This window comes from Streptomyces coeruleorubidus (assembly GCF_028885415.1).
Classification (GTDB): domain Bacteria; phylum Actinomycetota; class Actinomycetes; order Streptomycetales; family Streptomycetaceae; genus Streptomyces; species Streptomyces coeruleorubidus_A.
In genome coordinates this window covers 8,775,025-8,792,453 of the sequence record NZ_CP118527.1, presented here as the reverse complement: position 1 = coordinate 8,792,453, position 17,429 = coordinate 8,775,025, and the positions used below count along the sequence as shown (strand labels likewise).

The window sequence follows — 17,429 nt, the reverse complement described above, 5'->3', positions numbered from 1 at the left end:
GTTGTTACATGCGCAGGTCAGGCTGAATGGTCGATGCCGGCCGGTCGTACCGTGGCCTCCGGCTTGTGCATGAGCGATCCCCACATGACCCGGCAGCCCGGCGGAAGGAGCAGGTGATGCGGCTTCGCCGACTCATGCCGTGCGCCGTGCTGGCCGCCTGCCTGACCGGGTGCGGCGGCGTCGACGGCGGCGTGCGGGCCGAGGGCCCGGCGGCGACGACGATCCCCTGGACGGGGCCGGTGTACATGGCGGACTGGTACGGCCGGGCCTGGCAGCGCCCCGAGGAGGTCTCCGCGACCTTGCGCCTCTCCCTGAGCGAGCTGAGGTGGCAGGACTGGGGCTCGCCCCGGGCGCGGGCCACCGGAGTCGCCACGGACGACACCTGCCTGTCCGGCTGCCCCGACGGCAACGAGAACCCGCCGAACTACCAGGTCAAGATCGTCCTGAGCGATCCGGTCAGGCGCGGCGACGTGGCGTTCTACAGCCAGGCGACCCTTACCCCCGTGCATCCCCCCGCGCCGTTCTGGGCGGAAGGCCACGACAGCATCGACCTGGACGTACCGGATGCCTGAGAACGGCACAGGAGAGGACCGTCGGAGAGGGAACGCGATGCACGCTGCTCTGGATGTCCTGCTGGTCGAGGACGACGAGTTGATCCGGGAGGCCACGCGGCTCACGCTGGAGGAGCGCGGCTACCGGGTGCGTACCGCGGCCGACGGCCTGACCGGGCTCGCGCTCTTCCGGGAACGCCGTCCGGACGTGGCCGTCCTCGACATCATGCTGCCGGGCCTCAACGGGGTGAGCCTGGCCGGCCGTATCCGCGAGGAGTCGGGGGTGCCCGTGCTGCTGATCTCGGCGCGCAACGACCCGGTGGATGTGGTGATGGGCCTGGAGGCAGGCGCCGACGACTACGTCACCAAGCCCTTCGACGGTCCGGTCCTCGTGGCCCGGATCCGCTCGCTGCTGCGCCGAGCGGCACCCGCCGAGCAGCCGGCTGAGAGCCCGCGCCTGCGCTTCGGGGACCTGGAGTTCTGCCCGGTGTCCCTGACCGCGCACCGGGACGGAAAGCCGCTCGCGCTGACCACGACCGAGCTGAAACTGCTGAGCGAGTTCGCCGCCTCGCCGGGGACCGTGCTCTCCCGGGACCTGCTTCTGGAGCGGGTCTGGGACTACGCCTGGTCCGGTGACACCCGCGTGGTGGACGTCCACGTGCAGCGTCTGCGCTCCAAGATCGGCCGAGAGCGGATCGAGACGGTGCGCGGCTTCGGCTACAAGCTGCGCCCATGAGACGGCCCGCTTTGAAGAACGTGAGGCCGCCCGCCTTGAACGTGGGAGCGAAGGTCGCGCTGGCCGTCGCCGCCGCGGCCCTGTGCGTGGCGGGGGCGATCGGGGTGCTGGTGCACCGGACCACCGCCGCCGACCAACTGGCCACCGCCCGCTCCGGCCTGGACCAGGAGTTGGTGAGTGCTGCCGGCGACCACGCCGACGGACGCAGGTCGGACGCCAGGCTCGACCCCCCTGATCTGCCCGGCCCGGTGGCGCGGGCCGTGCGTGACGACGTCCGCGTGACCTACCTCCAGGAGACCGGGGAGGATCCGGTGCTGTGGGCGGCGACCCGGGTCTCGGACCGGAAGGTGCTCGCGATCCGCCGTTCGTACGCCCCCGAGGAGAAGTCCCTGGCCGCGCTCGACCGGACGCTGCTCGCCACGGGCGCGGCCGTCACCGTCCTGGTGTCCCTGGCCGGGCTGTTGCTGGGCGTGCGGATGGGCCGACGGGCAACGGCCGCCGCGCGGGCGGCGGAACGCATCGCCGACGGCGACCTCGACGCCCGGGTCCGCCCCCACGGCCATGACGAGATCGCCCGGCTCGCCGCCTCCGTCAACGCCATGGCGGACGCGCTCGGTGCCCGCCTGGAAGCGGAGCGCCGGGTGACCGCCGACATCGCGCACGAACTGCGCACGCCAGTCGCGGGCATGTCGACAGCGGTCGGCCTGCTGCCGCCCGGCCGGGCGTCCGACCTGGTGGCGGGCAGCATGCAGAAGTTGCGTGGGCTGGTGGAGGACGTGCTGGAGGTGGCCCGGCTGGACTCTCATGCGGCGGCGGTGGACACCGAGGAGCGCGAGGTGAGCGCGATGGCCCGGCGTGCGGTCGCCGGGCTCGACGACGTGCGGGTGGAGGTCGTGGCGGACGCGGTCGTGGCGACCGACCCGCGCCGTGTCGAACGCATCCTGGCCAACCTGGCCGCCAACGCCCTGCGGCACGGCGCCCCGCCCGTGGAGGTGGAGGTCGACGGCCCGGTCATCCGCGTCCGCGACCACGGCCCCGGTTTCCCGTCCGATCTGCTCACCGTGCTGCACACCTCCGGCCCTCAGCGCTTCCGCACCGGCTCCCGGACCGGCGGCACCGGCCTCGGCCTGACCATCGCGACCGGCCAGGCCCGCCTGCTCGACGCCCGCCTGACCTTCCGCAACCGTCCGGAGGGGGGTGCGGAGACGGAGTTGTGGCTGCCGTCGGAGTGATCCGCCGGAGGCGGGTTGACCGGGCCGGGTGCGGGCCGGGCCCCGAGTGATAACGCAGGATGCGAGGTCAATGCGCCGTCTCTGCCGTGTCGCAGGTGTGGCACACCACCCTGCGTGCCGGGATACGGCCGTGCGAGGAGCCCATGCCGATCTGACGGGTGACGTGTACCTGACGTACGCGGGCGTGGTTCTCACAGGTGGCCAAGCCGCAGCGCGAGCAGACGCCGATGCCGGCGGTGTCGCTGCGCGCCTCCTGGAGGCAGTCGTAGCACCTCATGTCCAACTCCGATTTCAGTAGGGGCCAGGCATGGCGGCCAACCAACCTGAACAAACCCACCCAGGCCGCGCACACCGACTTAAGGAGACTGAAAAGTAGGCCCCCAGATTAGACTTTGTCAATTCTAAGATCTGATCGATCGTACGGACAGGGCCGAGCCGACCGCGCCGCCGGCTCTTCTGCTGTGTCCGCAGCGAGCAACGCCCGGCCACGAGGAACGCCATGCCCGACAGCCCCGCCCCGGCGCAGCCGCCGGGGAACCAGCCGCAGCACCTCGGCGACCATCCCGCCGAACATCCTGCGCTGCCTCACCCCGGTCACCGACGGGTACGGAGTCGGCCTCCGGCCCGAGTTGAGCCGGGTCGGGCTGGACGAGGTGATGACGCGCTCGGCGGCGCTGCGGGTCTCCTACCGCCAGGGCAGTGCCGTCATCCGGCGTGCGCTGGAGCTCACCGGTGACGCTCACCTGGGTCTGCGGGTGGGCGCCGCGCAGCACCTGACGTCCTGGGGCCTGCTGGGGTTCGCCCAGATGGCCGCCGAGACGCCGCGGGAGGCCATCGAGACGCGCGTGCGCTTCCACAACCTGTCCGGGGCGATGGTCGTCTGGTCGGCGGCGCAGGAGGAAACCGGCTACGTGCTGCGGGCCGAACTGCCCGATCCCCCTCGATCCGGCGGCCGCGGTCTTCCTGGCCGAGGAGGCGTTCGCCAGCGTCGTCCTGGCCATGGCCTGAGGGCGCCCGCGACCGGCGGGAAACTCGCCGAGACCGCCCCGTGCCGGCCGGGGGCGGCGGGTGCGAGCGACAGCCGTGGCGCCGGGCGAGCAACACGCACCCCGCCGGGTGAGTTGCCCGGCGGGGCGCGTGGACGCTCGATGAGGGTTCGGGTGTCAGCAGGGGGAGTTGGTCTGGGTGAGCAGGCCCATCCGCCAGGGCAGGCGTATGTAGTCCGCCCCGTCGGCTCTGGGGTCCACGCCCTGGTAGACGTACTGCGATCGGCATGGATTGATGGTCAGGGTCTGGTCGTTGCCAGCGCGGACCATCTCGCCGTGACTGATGTCCTCGGTCCAGACGCCGCCCGGGAAGGTGACGTTGTTGCGGCTGGCGAAGGGTTCGTTCTCCGTAGCGGCCAGGGGGGTCCAGCTGCCGGAGAGGCTGGTCGAGGTGAAAGAGCGGAAGTAGCGCCGGCCGGAGGTGTTGCTGATGGCCTCCTGGAGCAGCAGGTACTGGTTGCTGCCGGCGACCTTGTACACGTTGGTCGCCTCGAACAGGTTGTTCTGGGTGTCCGACATCACCATCTGCGTGTTCCCGAAACCGTTCGGGAAGTTCGTCAGGCCGGTCTGGGCGCGGTAGATGTGGCCGTTGTCGTCACTGAAGAACAGGTGACAGTCGGTGGTGTCGCAGATGACCCAGAAGTCGATCCAAGTGCCCTTGCCCTTATTGTCCTTGACGATCTGCGGCTCCTCGGACATGAAGAGGCGCGGCGCGGACCATGAGCGCGGGTCGGCGGGGTTGGTGCTGGTGGAATAGGTGGGCGGACCTGTCTGGTAGACCATGTACCACAGGTTCTGCGGCGCGAAGTAGAACACCTGGGGCGCGGCCCGGTAGCCGCCACCCATGGGCGAGGTGTCGAGGTAGGTGTGCGGTGCGGAGGCTGCCTGGGACCAGTCGTTGAAGTTGAACTGCACCAGACCCCAGCCGGAGGGGCTGGCGGTGGTCGCGTAAGTCAGCCACTGGTTGTTGTACCGGACGATGGAGAAGTCCTTGATCGCCGCCACGTCCGGGTGCTGGGCGTCCGGCTTCGGACCGGCCAGGACGCCGCTGGAGGACCACCGGAACGTCGACGGCAGCGCGCCGCTGGCGCTGTCGACGCGGACCAGCTGCCACTGCTGGTTGGCCCCGCCCCAGTCGGTGAACTGCACGACCTTGCCTCCGTCGGCGGTGGAGGCGTTCTGGACCTCGACGGCCTTGCCGCTGTTGCGGTTGATCAGACGCACGTACCCGTCCGAGGAATCGGCCAGCCGGAACTGCTGGTTGACGCTGCCCGCATCGCCCCACTGCACGATGTCCGCATGGTCGGCGGTGGAGTAATTGAGGACGTCCAGCACCTTGCCCGAGTGCTGCGCCTTCAGCCGGTAGTAGCCACCGCCCGAGTCCACGAACTGGAAGCGCTGATTGGCCCCGTCATGACGCGCCCACTGCTGGACGGCCGCCCCGTCGGCCGTACTCCCTCCCGACACATCGAGCGCCTTCCCGCTGCCCCGGTTGACCAGCACATACCAGCCGTTCGGATCCACAGTGGCCGCCTGCGCCGTCCCGGCGGTGCCCAACCCCGTCAGAAGCGCCGCCAGTAAGGCGGTCACCGCGGTCAGCACGCCCGTACGCCTCCCGCGGCCCGACCACGGGACCTTGCATGCCCTGAGCATGCCCTTCATCTGTCTCTCCTTCGCCGGGTGCGGCTGCCCGTAGGACAGGCTTCCGATTGTTGGAATCTGTTCGGTTCCGTCGCAGGACAGTAGGGATGCGACATGCCCTGGTCAATAGCTACCCAGGGTAAATACATCCCATGACAAGCACCCGGCGATCCTGAGGTGACCCTCAACTCCCTGCAATTTTATGGATTTACGTCCTGCCTATGGACAGCAGCCCCGCCTTCACCTGCTAATACATCCCATGTGTCTGGCCAAAGGGCGAGTGGTACACGGAGCTGGGACGCTCACTGAGGCAGAGGTTCGCAGCAGTCCGCGTCTCGTCGAAAACACTGCTGCCGTCGGAGACTTCGCAGACGAGCACGTCGGCGCGGATGAGCCGCAGCTCGATGGGGGCGTTGCCGTACCGGATGGCGTTGGTGACCAGCTCGCTGACGATCAGCTCGGTAGGGAACTCCAGCTCGGCCAGGCCCCAGCCGGCCAGCTGTCCGCTCGCCATCCGGCGGGCCCCGGCGACGGCCGCGGGATCCATGGGCAGCCGCCAGGTGCGCACCTGGGGCGCACCGAAACCGGAGGTGCGGGCCAGCAGCAGGACGATGTCGTCGGCAGGCGGGTCGGGCCGTACTTTGCGCAGGACCTCGTCGCAGGTTTCCTCCAGGCCGACGGCCGGGCGGCGCAGCGCTCGGTGGTGCGGGGGGCGAACACGGGCGTTCCCAGGGCGTGCGAAAGGAGCGGTGGAGAAGGGGGATTGGGCGACGACCGTCGACGGACAGGAACGCGCGTGAGGTCCCACAGCTCCGCCGTCCCCGCATGGGTCGGCGCGACGGGGTAGGTCATCGCCGCCGGGGTGACGACCATGGGGTCCCGCCGTCCGCGTCCGTCAGCGGCGTGCCCCGCAGCTGCACCTTGACACGGTCTCCGTCCCGTTTCCGCAGCACCACATCGCTCGTCCACGGCTCCCTGGCGGCCAGGTGGCGCCGCAACGCGATGGGCAGCTTCGCGGCGAGCAGGTAGGCGGCCGGCCGACCGATCACTTCCTCGGACCGGTACCCGAGCAGTCGCCCCGCTCCGGCGCCCCACGCCATGACGGCCCCGCGGGCGTCGATCACGACGGCGAAGTCCTCGGATCTCCCGCGCCCCTTGCTCCTGCGATTGTGTCGGGTTCGTCGTCCATGGGGCACTCCGACCCCGTTCCTGCGGCCGCTCGGCACGGCGCTGCGTCGCCCGTCACGGGCGCTGCCTCCAGCATCCCGCCACCGCACACCCCCCTCAACCGGCCGCGCCACGCTCGCGGGCGGCCGGTCTCGGAGAGCGGGCGCGTACGTCGCTCTGCCGGTCGGCCTGGTTGTTTCCCGCCACGGCGTTCTGCCGGGCGTCGCAGGGCAGGCGGTACTTTGCGGACACCCCCTAGGGCCGTGCGGTCACGGTGCGCCGTTGCTCCCTCGCACCGCGCGCCGTGTGGACCGGCGAGGGAGCAGCACCGGTTGCACGAGCCGACGCCGGTCCACGCCGCTGCGGGAGTTGATGACAGCGATCAGCAGGTCTACCGCTTCGGCGCCCACCCTGTCCGGGCGGAGGCTGACGGTGGTGACGGGCGGGGTGGTCGTCGCGTAGTCCGGATCCTCGCTGACGCACGCCACCAGCAGGTCCCCCGGCACCCGAAGGCCCTGGTGGCGAGCGGCGGCGAGGATGTTGTGACCGGAGTCGGAATAGACGCCGATGACGGCGTCCGGTCTCGGTTCGTGGCGGAGCAGCCGGCTGACCGCCTCCTGTTCGGCCGTGAAGTAGTCAGGCAGTGAGGCGTACTCCTCCACGAGGGCGGGCACGCGGTGTTCGTCGCACCAGGACCGGTAGGCGTGCGCGATCAGGTGCGGGTACGCGTCGTCGTGCAGGGGCAGGGAGAGCCCGATCCGCCGGGCGCCGGACTGCGCGAGATGGTCGAGCAGCAGGCGCAGGCCCGCTTCGTGGTCCGCGTCCACCCAGGCGTCGCACCGACGCGGCTCGGGCGGCCTGCCTTCGCTGATCATCGGTATGCCACGCTCCCGCAGGATGGCACGCACCGGGTCGTCGGCGCGCGGTCCGCCGTGGATGACGCCGTCCATCGGCGTGTTGAGCCACATCCACGGTGCCATGGAACTCGGCATCGCCAGGAGCAGATAGCCACGCTCGTGCGCCGCCGCCATGGCGCCCAGCGTCAGGTCCGCGTAGTACGGGATCACGGTGTACGGGACGGGAAGGTCGCCGTACGTCGTCATGGTCAGTCCGAGCACTCCGGTGCCCCCGCAGGCCAGAGCACGGGCTGTACTGGCCGGGGCGTAACCGAGTTCGCGTGCCGCGGCCAGCACGCGCTGCCTGGTGGCCTCGGACAGCCGTCCGGTGCCGTTGAGCGCATTCGACACCGTGGCCGTGGACACCCCCGCCCGTGCGGCCACGGCGCCGAGTGTGGGACGCCGCCAGACACGTGAGCTTTCCATGGGCGTCCCAACTGCCGCGTGATCGCTTGTGGTTAAGAATTCAATCACTCAGCGTACCGGTCAACGGGGTTCTGAAGGGAAGCGTGTTCACCGGATGAGGCAGGCTAGACAGGCGTCGACGCCGTCGGCTCGAAGGGTGCCCCGTGTCCCGGCACGATCAGCGCCGGGCCGAGGGCCAGGACCTTCTCCCTGGCCGCGCGCAGTTGCTCGCGATCGGGCGCGAAGGGATCCTCGGCGGGCCCCTCGGCGGTCCACCACAGATGGGTCAGGACCACCAGGCCCTCGGCGGCCGTGACCAGGGTGCTGACGTCCTCCGCGGTGTGGCCGGGGGTCGTCATGAGCGTGATCGACGGCGACAGCTGGTATCCGTCGGCATCGCGGTCCTCCCAGCTGTCGTTCTGGTAGATCGCCATGTGGTCGTGGAAGCGGGCTTCGGGGAACAGGGCCGCGTTCAGCGTGTGGTCCGGGTGGTGGTGGCTGAAGACCACGTCGGTGACGTCTTCGGGGTTCAGCCCGTGGTGCGCGAGCGGGCCCAGGATGAGCCGGCGGTCCGCGACCATCCCGGGATCGACGATCGCGACCGTCTCGCCGTCGAGGAGCAGGGTGACGGTGCCGGCCACCCGCGTCTCGGCGTAGCCGGTGGTCAGGACATGGAAGACAGCGGCCATGAAGGGGCTCCTCGGGTGAGGGGTGTGGTGAGGTGCGGGGTGGTGTGGGGTGGTGTGGGGTGGGGTGGGGTGTGGGGCCGTACGCGCCGGTCACCACCGCAGCCGGAGCCGCATCGTTTCGACCAGCGGCTCGGCCCGGCATCGCCAGGCGCGCCCCTGGCCGAGCCCTGCGCCGTTACGCCCCCGCAGCCCCGATGAACTCACGCACGGCGCCGCGCGGGTCCCCCGAGCGGACCAGTGCCTCGCCGACCAGGACCACGTCAGCTCCCCAGCCGCGGTACTCCGCGACGTCCTTCGGGCCCGCCACTCCCGATTCCGCGACCCTGACCGTACCTTCCGGGACGCCCGACACGAGGTCGCCGAACACGGTGCGATCCACATCCAGCGTTGTCAGGTTCCGCGCGTTGATACCGAGGAGCTCAGCTCCTGCGGCGACAGCACGCCGCACCTCCTCGGCCGTGTGCGCCTCCACGAGCGGCGTGAGACCCAACTCCCTGCACAGCCCCATCAAATCCGTGAGCCGACCGTCGTCCAGCGACACGACCATGAGAAGCGCAAGATCGGCGCCGTGCGCGCGAGCTTCCCACAGCTGATAGGGATCGACGATGAAATCCTTGCGCAGAACGGGCACTTGGACCCGGGCACGCACCTCGACCAGATCGGCGAGGGAGCCACCGAAACGCCTGCTCTCGGTGAGCACACTGATCGCAGCCGCACCACCGGCCGCATACTGGGCCGCGAGGGACGCAGGGTCAGGAATGTCCGCCAACGCACCCTTGCTGGGGCTCCTTCGCTTCACCTCCGCGATGACGGACACCCCAGGCGCACGGAAAGCAGGCAGAGGGTCAAGCGCCGGTGCCGCATCCGCTGCCCGAGAACGCAGCTCCGCCAACGGCGTCGCACGCTTACGCTCTTCCAAGTCCTCGCGAACCCCCGCGAGGATCCCATCAAGAACGCTCATCGTCCCCTCCTTGTCGAATCGACTGCCGCTGCGGACCTCCCCCGGCTTGAGAGAGGCCGCACATCACCAACCGGATACCGCCGCAGGCGGGGCTCAGGCCAGGCCGAACCGCTCGGCGTGCACTTGCCGGTGGGGAACCTTCAGCCTGCGCAGGGCGCTGAGCACGGCCGAGGTCATCGCGGGCGGGCCGCAGACGTACACGTCGCGCTCGGTTATGTCGGGAACCAGGGCACGGAGACTGTCCGGCTCGAACGGCGGGTTCCCCTCCCCCGTGCGGCCGGTGAGCAGGTGCAACTGCCCACCGCGGTCCGCGACCAGGGCTCGTACCTCGTCGACCAGCACGGCGTCGTTCTCGCTGCGCACCCGGTAGAGCACGACGACGTCGCCGGCCGGTTCCTCCTCCAGCAGGGCTCGAACCGGCGTGATCCCCACCCCTCCGGCGATCAGCAGTGCGCCGGGCCGCGTGCGATGCAACGAGGTGAACGCCCCGTACGGCCCCTCGACGAACGCGCGGCTCCCGACCTGGACGTGCCGCAGTCCGGCGCTGGTGCTGCCGACCGCCTTGGCGGTCAGGCGCAACGCACGGCCGTCGGGTGCCGCCGACAGCGAGAACGGATTCGCCAGCCACCAGTGGTTGTGGCCGGGGAATCGCCAGATGCAGAACTGGCCGGCCCGGGCCGGCAGCCTGTCGAGGTGGCGTCCGGTGACGTGCACCGACACCACGTCGTCCGACTCCGGCACCACCGCCGTGACCTCGAAGCGGTGATAGGCGTTGCGCCACACAGGCATGACGATCCGGCCCGTGACCAGGGCACCGAACGCGAACAGCCACAGGGCCCACCAGTAGATCATCGCGGGCGCGGAGGAGCTGAAGGTCGTGGTCTCCTGCAACTGGTGGACGAACGCCAGCCCCAACGCCAGGTACAGCAGCAGGTGCACGCCGTGCCAGGTCTCGTACCGCAGCCGCCGCCTCACCTGTCGGGCGGAGACCGCGGCGACCACGACGACGATCGCCGCGGCCAGCATCCCGAGCAGGGAAGCCGGCACTCCGGCCAGCGCGAAGAACGTCTTCGTCATCGAAGCGTCATCGAGCCTCGCGTAGCCCAGCACGACCAGCACGGCGTGGGTGAGGAGGGTCCACAGCAGGGTGAAGCCGACCCACCGGTGCCACACCGTCAACCGGTCCATGCCGATACGGCGGTCGAGCCACGGCAGCCGGGCCACCAGCAGCAGTTGGAACAGCATCAGCACGGCGGCGTGCAGGCCGAAGAACTTGGCGACCGTGAGCACTCCGTTCTTGCCGGTCCCGGCGGTGAGGAACAAGGTCTCGACGATCACCAAGTTGGTGATGACAAACGTCCACAGCGCCCACCGCGCCGCAACCACCGGAGGTATGGTGCCTTGCCGCACCCGTGAAATCGTCGCCTCCACCGCTTCCCCTCTTGTCCATGTGACGCACTCGCGCCCGGCACCCGCGAGGTCGAGCGGACCCCGGCGTCCTCACCTGAGACGGCCCCGGTCGCGGCAAGAATACGGAATCACCCGTCGGCCGTCCCCGGCCGCCGTCGCTGGGTACGCTGAGTGATTAAAGCCTTAACCACAAGCCCTCGCAGGGGTGTTGAGATACGCATGCCGTGCTACGCACGCTTACGCCCTCGGACGACCCCGGCGGCGAGGAAGTGCCGGTACCGTCGAGATCCGGTTCGAGGCGGTTGGCTCCGCAACCACCATCCGGCCGCGCGAGGTACGCCTGGTGCGCTGATGTGACAGCCGTCATCCCGAGCGCGCGGCGTCCGCCCGTCAGTTCCGCGCTGTCGTTCCGAAGGAGAGGGGTTCGCCGGAGCGCAGGTGTTCCCTCAGCCACTGCTCGGTGTTGCTCACGTGGAGCAGCGCGGCGGCCTGGCTGAGGGCGGCGTCACGGGTGCACAGCGCGTTGAAGATAGCCTCGTGCTCGGCGAGGGTGCGGCCCGCGGCCTTGTCGTCGACCAGACCGCGCCAGATGCGGGCGCGCAGGGTACGGCCGGAGATCCCTTCCAGGACGGCGAGGAGGGTCTCGTTGCCCGTGGCCGAGACGACGGCGCGGTGGAAGGCCGCGTCGTGGGCGTTGAGCTGTTCGACGTCGTCGCGGGCCTCGCGCATGGCGTCCAAGTGCCGCTTCACCTCGGCCAGTTGGGCGTCGGAGATCCGGGTGGCCGCAAGGGCAGTGGCCATCGGTTCGAGGAGCCGCCGTACCTCCATGAGGTCCTGCAGGGCGACCGAGTCGCCCTGCAGCAGTTCCACCGCGCCGCCGAGCCCCTCCAGCAGCAGGCTCGGCTGGAGGCTGGTCACATACGTGCCGTCGCCCCGCCGGACCTCCAGGACCCGTGCGACGGCCAGCGCCTTGACCGCTTCGCGGGCGAGGTTGCGGGACAGGCCCAGCTGAGCGGCCAGGTCCGGCTCCGGTGGGAGCTTCGAGCCCGGCGGCAGGGCACCGGTCCGGATCAGCTCACGGATCTGCTCGATCGCCTTGTCCGTCAGAGACACCGCTCGCCCCTCCCCCCACCGCGCCCCGTGAGCACGTCCGACCTGATCAGCCCCTGAGTGCGGAGATCGTCCCAGAGGCCGTCCGGGACTTGCTGATCATGGAGTTCCACGTTTCGTCCGACCTGTTCCGGGGTCCGCTTGCCGAGGGTGACGTTGATGATACTGGGCTGCGTGTACGGGCAGGCGATCACGGCGGCGGGCACGGTGGTCCCGTGCCTCGCACAGCCCTCGGCGATCGCCCGAGCGCGGGCGACCGCATGCCCTCGGCAGGCCGGTCGCGGGAGAGCCGTCCCGAGTCGAAGACACCCACCGCCACCACGCTCTTGCCCAGGTCCCGTGCGGCGGGCAGGACGTCCACGAGGCCGTGGAGACGTCTCCGGGCGTCTTGGGCAAGGTGGCAATGCACTGGGCGACCACCGTGCTCGTCAGTCGCCGTCCGGCGATCGGCCGGGTCGCGGCCGATCGCAGGGCGTGCGAGCTGAAGTCGCGGCGGATCGGCTCGTGCCCGGGTTCGTCCGGCCAGGGTTGCGGCCGGAGGTCCAGGTTCCACACGTGGTGGTGGGCGTCGACGAGGGTCTGGGCGTCAGCCACGAGCGGTCCGGACGGGGCCGTCGGGGTAGGCGTACTCCTTGCCAGGCAGCCGCGCTCCAGCAGGCGGGCGATGCGCTCCTGGCGGCCGGGCTCGGCGCGGCGCAGGATCTCCAGGGCCTCCTCGGGGGTGAGGGCGTCGCTGAGCGAGCGGAAGTCGACCTGTGGGGGCATTCATCGCATCAGTCGTCGCCCCTTGATGGCTCACCCAAGCCATGAAGCAGCGCAAGACATGCCATGTCTGTGTGATCCAAACACACACTAGACCAAGGCAAAACAGTCAACTCGCCCAAAGGCATGGCCACTTTCATCCCTGCACACCGGTTGACATCCCATGGCGACGTGACGGACCTTCATGCGTGGCCCTGCATTCCCCCTGCCCCCTTCCGCATCAGGGATGTGTCCATGTCGAGCTCGATCAACAGACGCCAGTTCGTGGCCTCCGCAACCTGCGTGGTCGCGGCGGCCGTTGCCGGAGATGTGTTCAGTGCCGGTGTCGCCGAAGCGACGCCCACCACGTACACGCCCGACTGGGACTCGGTCGACCAGCACCCGCCGGCTCCGGAGTGGTTCCAGGACGCGAAGTTCGGGATCTACTTCCACTGGGGTGCCTTCAGCGTCCCCGCCTTCGACAACGAGTGGTACCCGCGCGGCATGTACCAGTCCGGGAGCTCGCCCAACAAGCACCACATCGCGACCTACGGCCGGCCCTCAGCGTGGCCGTACCACAACTTCATCAACGGAGCGAAGGACCTGGCGGGCAACACCGTGAAGTTCGCCCCGAAGCTGAAGTCGGCCGGCGGGAAGTTCGACCCTGACGAGTGGGTGCAGCTCTTCGTCGACGCCGGCGCCAGGTTCGCCGGCCCGGTCGCCGAGCACCACGACGGCTTCTCCATGTGGGACAGCCAGGTCAACGAGTGGAACTCGGTGAAGAAGGGGCCAGGGCTGGACCTGTTGGAGCTCTTCTCCAGGGCCATCCGTGCCAAGGGCCTGAAGCTGCTGGTGGCCATGCACCACGCGTACAACTTCACCGGCTTCTACGAATTCGTCCCCGCGCAGACGGACAGCAGCCTCAAGAAGCTCTACGGGCAACTGGACTCGACCACGGCGAACCAGCTCTGGTTCGACAAGCTGAAAGAGGTCATCGACCGTGCCAAGCCCGACATCCTGTGGCAGGACTTCAATCTTGACGCCGTCGACGAGCAACAGCGCCTGAACTTCCTGGCGTACTACTACAACCAGGCCAACAGCTGGGGCCGCGAGGTCGTCGCCACCTACAAGGACGGCATGAACGGCAAGGGCGAGGTCTTCGACTACGAACGCGGCGGCCCGGCCGATCTCACCAGCCCGTACTGGCTGACCGACGACAGCATCTCCAGCAGCAGCTGGTGCTACACCCAGGGCATCGGCTACTACACCACCCAGCAGATGCTGCACTCGTTCATCGACCGGGTCAGCAAGAACGGCAATGTGCTGCTGAACATCGCACCGATGGCCGACGGCACCATCCCCCAGGCGCAGAAGGACATCCTGCTCGGTATCGGCGACCACCTGAAGCGCTTCGGCGAGGCGGTGTACGCGACCCGCGCCTGGACCGCGTACGGCGAAGGCCCGACGAAGATGGGCGGCGGTTCGTTCACCACCCCGCACGCCGGTACCGCGCAGGACATCCGATTCACCCGCAACAAGGCCGACGACGTCCTGTACGCCACCGTCCTCGGCTGGCCCGGCAGCTCGCTGACGATCAAGACCCTCGGCTCGGACCGGATCAACCTCTCCTCGCTGACCTCGGTGAAGCTCCTCGGCACCACCGCCGGCACCTACATCGACCTGCCCACGCCGACCCAGAACGCCTCCGGCCTCACGATCACCCTGCCGTCCTCCGCGCCGTACAGCGCGGGCGCCTACGTCCTGAAACTCAACTTCTCCGGCACGATCCCCGGTCTGCGGCCGCTGGCCGGCGCCATCGCCTTCACGGACGTCAACTACACCGGCAAGGCCGCCGTCCTCACCGTCGGCGACTACACCGCGGCCGACCTGTCCGCGGCCGGGCCGGGCCCGCGCACCCTCTCCTCCCTCCGGCCGGCCCCCGGCTATCAAGTGATCGGCTACTCCGGAGACGACTTCACCGGCACCTCCTGGACCTTCACCGCCGACAACCCCGACCTCAGGGTCACCGGCAACAACGACCAGATCACCTCACTGAAGGTCCGGTTCAACCCGGCGACGTACTTCCGGATCACCAACACCACTAACGGCCTCGCCCTGGACAGCGGCGGCAACGTCGCCTCCGGCTCCAACCTCAAGCAGTGGACCTGGAACGGCAGTTCGAATCTGCAGTGGCAGGCGGAGGCTGTCGGAGGCGGCTACTACAGGCTGGTCAACCGCACGAACGGCATGGTCGCCGACGGCTGGGGCGCCACCGCCGACGGCTCCGCCGCCCGGCAGGCCGCCTGGAACGGCGGCCCCAACCAGCAGTGGACCATCACCCACCGGGGCGGCGACCGCTATTCGATCGCCAACCGCACCACCGGCCTGGTCCTCGACGGCGGCGGCAACGTCGACTCGGGCTCCACCACCAAGCAGTGGACCTACGGCAGCAGCACCAACCTGCTGTGGACCTTCACCGCGCTGTAGCCGGCGGATGCCGCTGACGAGGCGGCGCAAGAAGGGACACGAATGCAGAGAGATGGCATGCATATGACATTCAATGGCGCGTGGTCGGGCCGCGGGAGGCGTACGGGCGTGCTGACCGCGGTGACCGCCTTACTGGCGGCGCTTCTGACCGGGTTGGGCACCGCCGGGACGGCGCAGGCGGCCACTGTGGATCCGAACGGCTGGTATGTGCTGGTCAACCGGGGCAGCGGCAAGGCCGTCGAGGTCCAGAACGCCTCCACCGCCGACGGAGGCAAGGTCGTGCAGTTCACCGACTGGGGCGGGGCCAACCAGCAGTGGCAACTGGTCCGCGCGACAGGAGTGCCGGCACAGGTGCACACCGCGGGGCGGGTCAAGGACGCCGGAAACACCGTGCAGTACAGCTGGCCTGGCGTGTACTTCGAGGGCCGCGTCACCGGCACCGGCGTGGGCATCGTGCTCAATGACTCGGCCGCCGATTACGACGTCCAGGTGGACGGAACCACCGTCGCCACACTTGTCACGCCCGGCGACACCACGCACTGGATCAACGGGCTGCAGAACCGTGAGCACACCGTCCGGCTCGTCAAGCGCAACGACAGCCCAGGGGACACGAGTACGTTCGGGGGCTTCTTGGCCGCGCCCGGCGGTGCCGTACTGAGCAAACCGACGGCCCGCAACCGCCAGATCGAGTTTCATCGGTGACTCCCTCACGGTGGGCTACGGCAACCTCTCGACGTCCCGCGAGTGCGCCCCGGACCAGGTCAAGCGGACCACCAACGCCGACGTGAGCTACGGCACCCTCACCGCCCGGCGACTCAATGCCGACTACCAGATCAATGGCTACTCGGGCCTCGGCATGGTGCGCAACCACAACGGAGGCTCACCGGATGTCACGTACCGGACCTTCTACGATCGTGCCCTGCTCAACGTGTCCGGCGACGTCTGGCAGAACCCGGGCACCTGGCGCCCCCAGCTCGTAGTGGTCAACCTCGGCACCAACGACTTCTCGACCGCAGTCAACCCCGGTGAGCCGTGGACGCCCGACAGCCTCTCGGCCGCCTACCGCAGCGCCTACGGCGACTTCCTCCAGAAACTGCGGACTCGCTACGGCGCCGCCACGACCATCGTGGCCGTCGGCACCGGCCAGTTCGCCGGCCACGTCCAGCAGGTGGTCAAGACGCGCAACGACGCCGGCGACGGCGGGATCCGCTACTGGTTCCTCGACAGTTCGGACCTGGACTTCCTCGGCTGCCAATGGCACTACTCGGCCCGCGACGACCGAGTCGTCTCCGAGCGGCTCACCTCGTTCGTCGCCGGTCTGCCGATGAACTGGTGACCGCACCGACCGCCCGGGAACACCACAGATCCGGCTACGACATCCGGCTCCTGGTGTCCTGTGCGGGTCTGGCCGGTGGCAGGGCCTTTTGCATGCGGATGAGGAGGGCCTTCGCCGCCGGAGTGTCGGGTCCGTCCGTCGGCCATGCGAGGGCAATCCGGCCGCGGAGGCGGGGGGAGGTCAGAGGGAGGGTGCGGAGGCCGAGAGCGGCTGCGTCTTCGGACGAGATCTCCGGGAGGACGGCAACCCCGAGGCCGCGGGCGGCGAAGCGTGTCAGCAGGCTCGGCGCGGCGACCTCGAAGGCGATGCGTGGCTGGAAACCGGCCTGTCGGCAGGCGCGTTCGAGTGCGCCGCGTATGCCGGTGCCCCGTGGAAGGCTGATGAGCGGGCGGTCAGCGAGCGCGGCCAGTGGGAGCGTTGTACGCCCGACGGGGAGGAGCAGTGGGTCCTTTGGGGTCATGGCGGCGACCAGTGGAGTGTCGATCACGACCTGGAGGCTGAGGCCCGGCAGGGGACCCTCGTCGGCGACGCCGACGAGGGCGAGGTCGAGTTCACCGCGACGCAGGGCGGTGAGCATGCGTGCTGAAGTGTCCTCGGTGAGGGAAATCTCCACCTGCGGGTGCTCGTCGTGGAAGTCGGCGAGCAAGGCGGCCAGGTCGTACTCGTCGGTGGCCGCACCTGAGACGACGCCGATGGTGACATGTCCTCGGACCAGACCGGTGAACTCGTCCACCGTCTGCCGCATCCCCTCGATGGCCGCAAGTGCTGCCCGCGCGTAGGGAAGGACAGCTTCACCCGCTTCGGTGGTGGTCACCCTTCGTCCGGACCGGTCCAGCAGGGGTTGCCCGAGTTCCCGCTCCAGCTGCCGGATCTGGGCACTCACCCCCGGTTGCGCAACATGCAGGCGGGCCGCGGCGCGGGTGAAGTTGGCTTCTTCGACGACGGTGAGGAAGTACTGCAGCTGGCGGAGCTCCATAAGCGGAGATGCTAGTTGCGAGAATTACTGTCTCTTGGACTTCTG

The 17,429-nt window shown here is 69.4% G+C and carries 14 protein-coding genes and 3 pseudogenes; 6 read left to right on the top strand and 11 right to left on the bottom strand.

Annotated features, from left to right (window positions below):
* The first annotated feature begins 116 nt into the window (after positions 1–116).
* The 3 genes from PV963_RS40395 to PV963_RS40385 are packed head-to-tail and all read left to right on the top strand — an operon-like array spanning position 117 to position 2,519.
* The gene (locus PV963_RS40395; RefSeq protein ID WP_274821401.1) at positions 117–572 is read left to right on the top strand and encodes a hypothetical protein; all 456 of its coding nucleotides are present in this window, start codon (positions 117–119) and stop codon (positions 570–572) included.
* Positions 573–609: 37 nt separating this feature from the next.
* Positions 610–1,287: a two-component system response regulator CseB gene (gene cseB / locus PV963_RS40390; protein ID WP_274821400.1), complete on the top strand. Its 678-nt coding sequence runs from the start codon at positions 610–612 to the stop codon at positions 1,285–1,287.
* A complete protein-coding gene (locus PV963_RS40385) occupies positions 1,284–2,519 on the top strand; it encodes a sensor histidine kinase (protein ID WP_274821399.1) in 1,236 nt (411 codons plus the stop codon). The genes cseB and PV963_RS40385 overlap by 4 nt, the downstream gene beginning before the upstream one ends.
* Before the next feature lie 67 nt (positions 2,520–2,586).
* Here the strand turns inward: PV963_RS40385 and PV963_RS40380 are convergent, their stop codons facing one another.
* Positions 2,587–2,796, bottom strand: a complete 210-nt coding sequence (locus tag PV963_RS40380) for a DUF2180 family protein (RefSeq protein WP_274821398.1) — start codon at positions 2,794–2,796, stop codon at positions 2,587–2,589.
* Positions 2,797–3,175: 379 nt separating this feature from the next.
* Between PV963_RS40380 and PV963_RS44185 the strand changes: the two are divergent.
* Positions 3,176–3,394, top strand: a pseudogene (locus PV963_RS44185) (AraC family transcriptional regulator ligand-binding domain-containing protein); the annotation flags it as partial.
* Positions 3,395–3,682: 288 nt separating this feature from the next.
* On the opposite strand, the gene PV963_RS40370 reads toward PV963_RS44185, so the two are convergent.
* The 9 genes and pseudogenes from PV963_RS40370 to PV963_RS40330 form a co-directional block, all read right to left on the bottom strand.
* Entirely contained in the window at positions 3,683–5,218 is a 1,536-nt protein-coding gene (locus PV963_RS40370) for a non-reducing end alpha-L-arabinofuranosidase family hydrolase (RefSeq protein ID WP_425541050.1), read from the bottom strand.
* Positions 5,219–5,453: 235 nt separating this feature from the next.
* Positions 5,454–6,014 carry an ATP-binding protein gene (locus PV963_RS40365; RefSeq protein WP_425540989.1) on the bottom strand — a complete coding sequence of 187 codons (561 nt, stop codon included), beginning with the start codon at positions 6,012–6,014 and terminating at the stop codon, positions 5,454–5,456.
* A 40-nt stretch (positions 6,015–6,054) separates the two neighbouring features.
* Positions 6,055–6,402 carry a PAS domain-containing protein gene (locus PV963_RS40360; RefSeq protein ID WP_274821396.1) on the bottom strand — a complete coding sequence of 116 codons (348 nt, stop codon included), beginning with the start codon at positions 6,400–6,402 and terminating at the stop codon, positions 6,055–6,057.
* A gap of 240 nt (positions 6,403–6,642) precedes the next feature.
* Positions 6,643–7,653 (bottom strand): LacI family DNA-binding transcriptional regulator, encoded by a 1,011-nt coding sequence (locus PV963_RS40355; RefSeq protein ID WP_274821395.1) that lies wholly within the window; start codon positions 7,651–7,653, stop codon positions 6,643–6,645.
* 146 nt (positions 7,654–7,799) lie between these two features.
* Positions 7,800–8,363, bottom strand: coding sequence for an MBL fold metallo-hydrolase (locus PV963_RS40350; RefSeq protein WP_274821394.1), 564 nt, complete (start codon positions 8,361–8,363; stop codon positions 7,800–7,802).
* Positions 8,364–8,538: 175 nt separating this feature from the next.
* Positions 8,539–9,324: an indole-3-glycerol phosphate synthase TrpC gene (gene trpC, locus PV963_RS40345; protein WP_274821393.1), complete on the bottom strand. Its 786-nt coding sequence runs from the start codon at positions 9,322–9,324 to the stop codon at positions 8,539–8,541.
* Positions 9,325–9,417: 93 nt separating this feature from the next.
* Positions 9,418–10,710 (bottom strand): ferredoxin reductase family protein, encoded by a 1,293-nt coding sequence (locus PV963_RS40340; protein WP_425540988.1) that lies wholly within the window; start codon positions 10,708–10,710, stop codon positions 9,418–9,420.
* A gap of 414 nt (positions 10,711–11,124) precedes the next feature.
* Complete coding sequence (locus PV963_RS40335; protein WP_274821391.1) at positions 11,125–11,847, bottom strand: FadR/GntR family transcriptional regulator; 723 nt, start codon at positions 11,845–11,847, stop codon at positions 11,125–11,127.
* A pseudogene (locus PV963_RS40330) lies at positions 11,838–12,208 on the bottom strand (aldo/keto reductase); the annotation flags it as partial. The gene PV963_RS40335 and the pseudogene PV963_RS40330, both read right to left, overlap by 10 nt.
* A gap of 632 nt (positions 12,209–12,840) precedes the next feature.
* Between PV963_RS40330 and PV963_RS40320 the strand changes: the two are divergent.
* Positions 12,841–15,072, top strand: coding sequence for an alpha-L-fucosidase (locus tag PV963_RS40320; protein ID WP_274821390.1), 2,232 nt, complete (start codon positions 12,841–12,843; stop codon positions 15,070–15,072).
* Between the two features lie 63 nt (positions 15,073–15,135).
* Positions 15,136–16,408: pseudogene (locus tag PV963_RS44180) on the top strand (GDSL-type esterase/lipase family protein).
* 34 nt (positions 16,409–16,442) lie between these two features.
* Here the strand turns inward: PV963_RS44180 and PV963_RS40310 are convergent.
* A complete protein-coding gene (locus tag PV963_RS40310; RefSeq protein WP_274821389.1) occupies positions 16,443–17,384 on the bottom strand; it encodes a LysR family transcriptional regulator in 942 nt (313 codons plus the stop codon).
* Between the last annotated feature and the right edge of the window lie 45 nt (positions 17,385–17,429).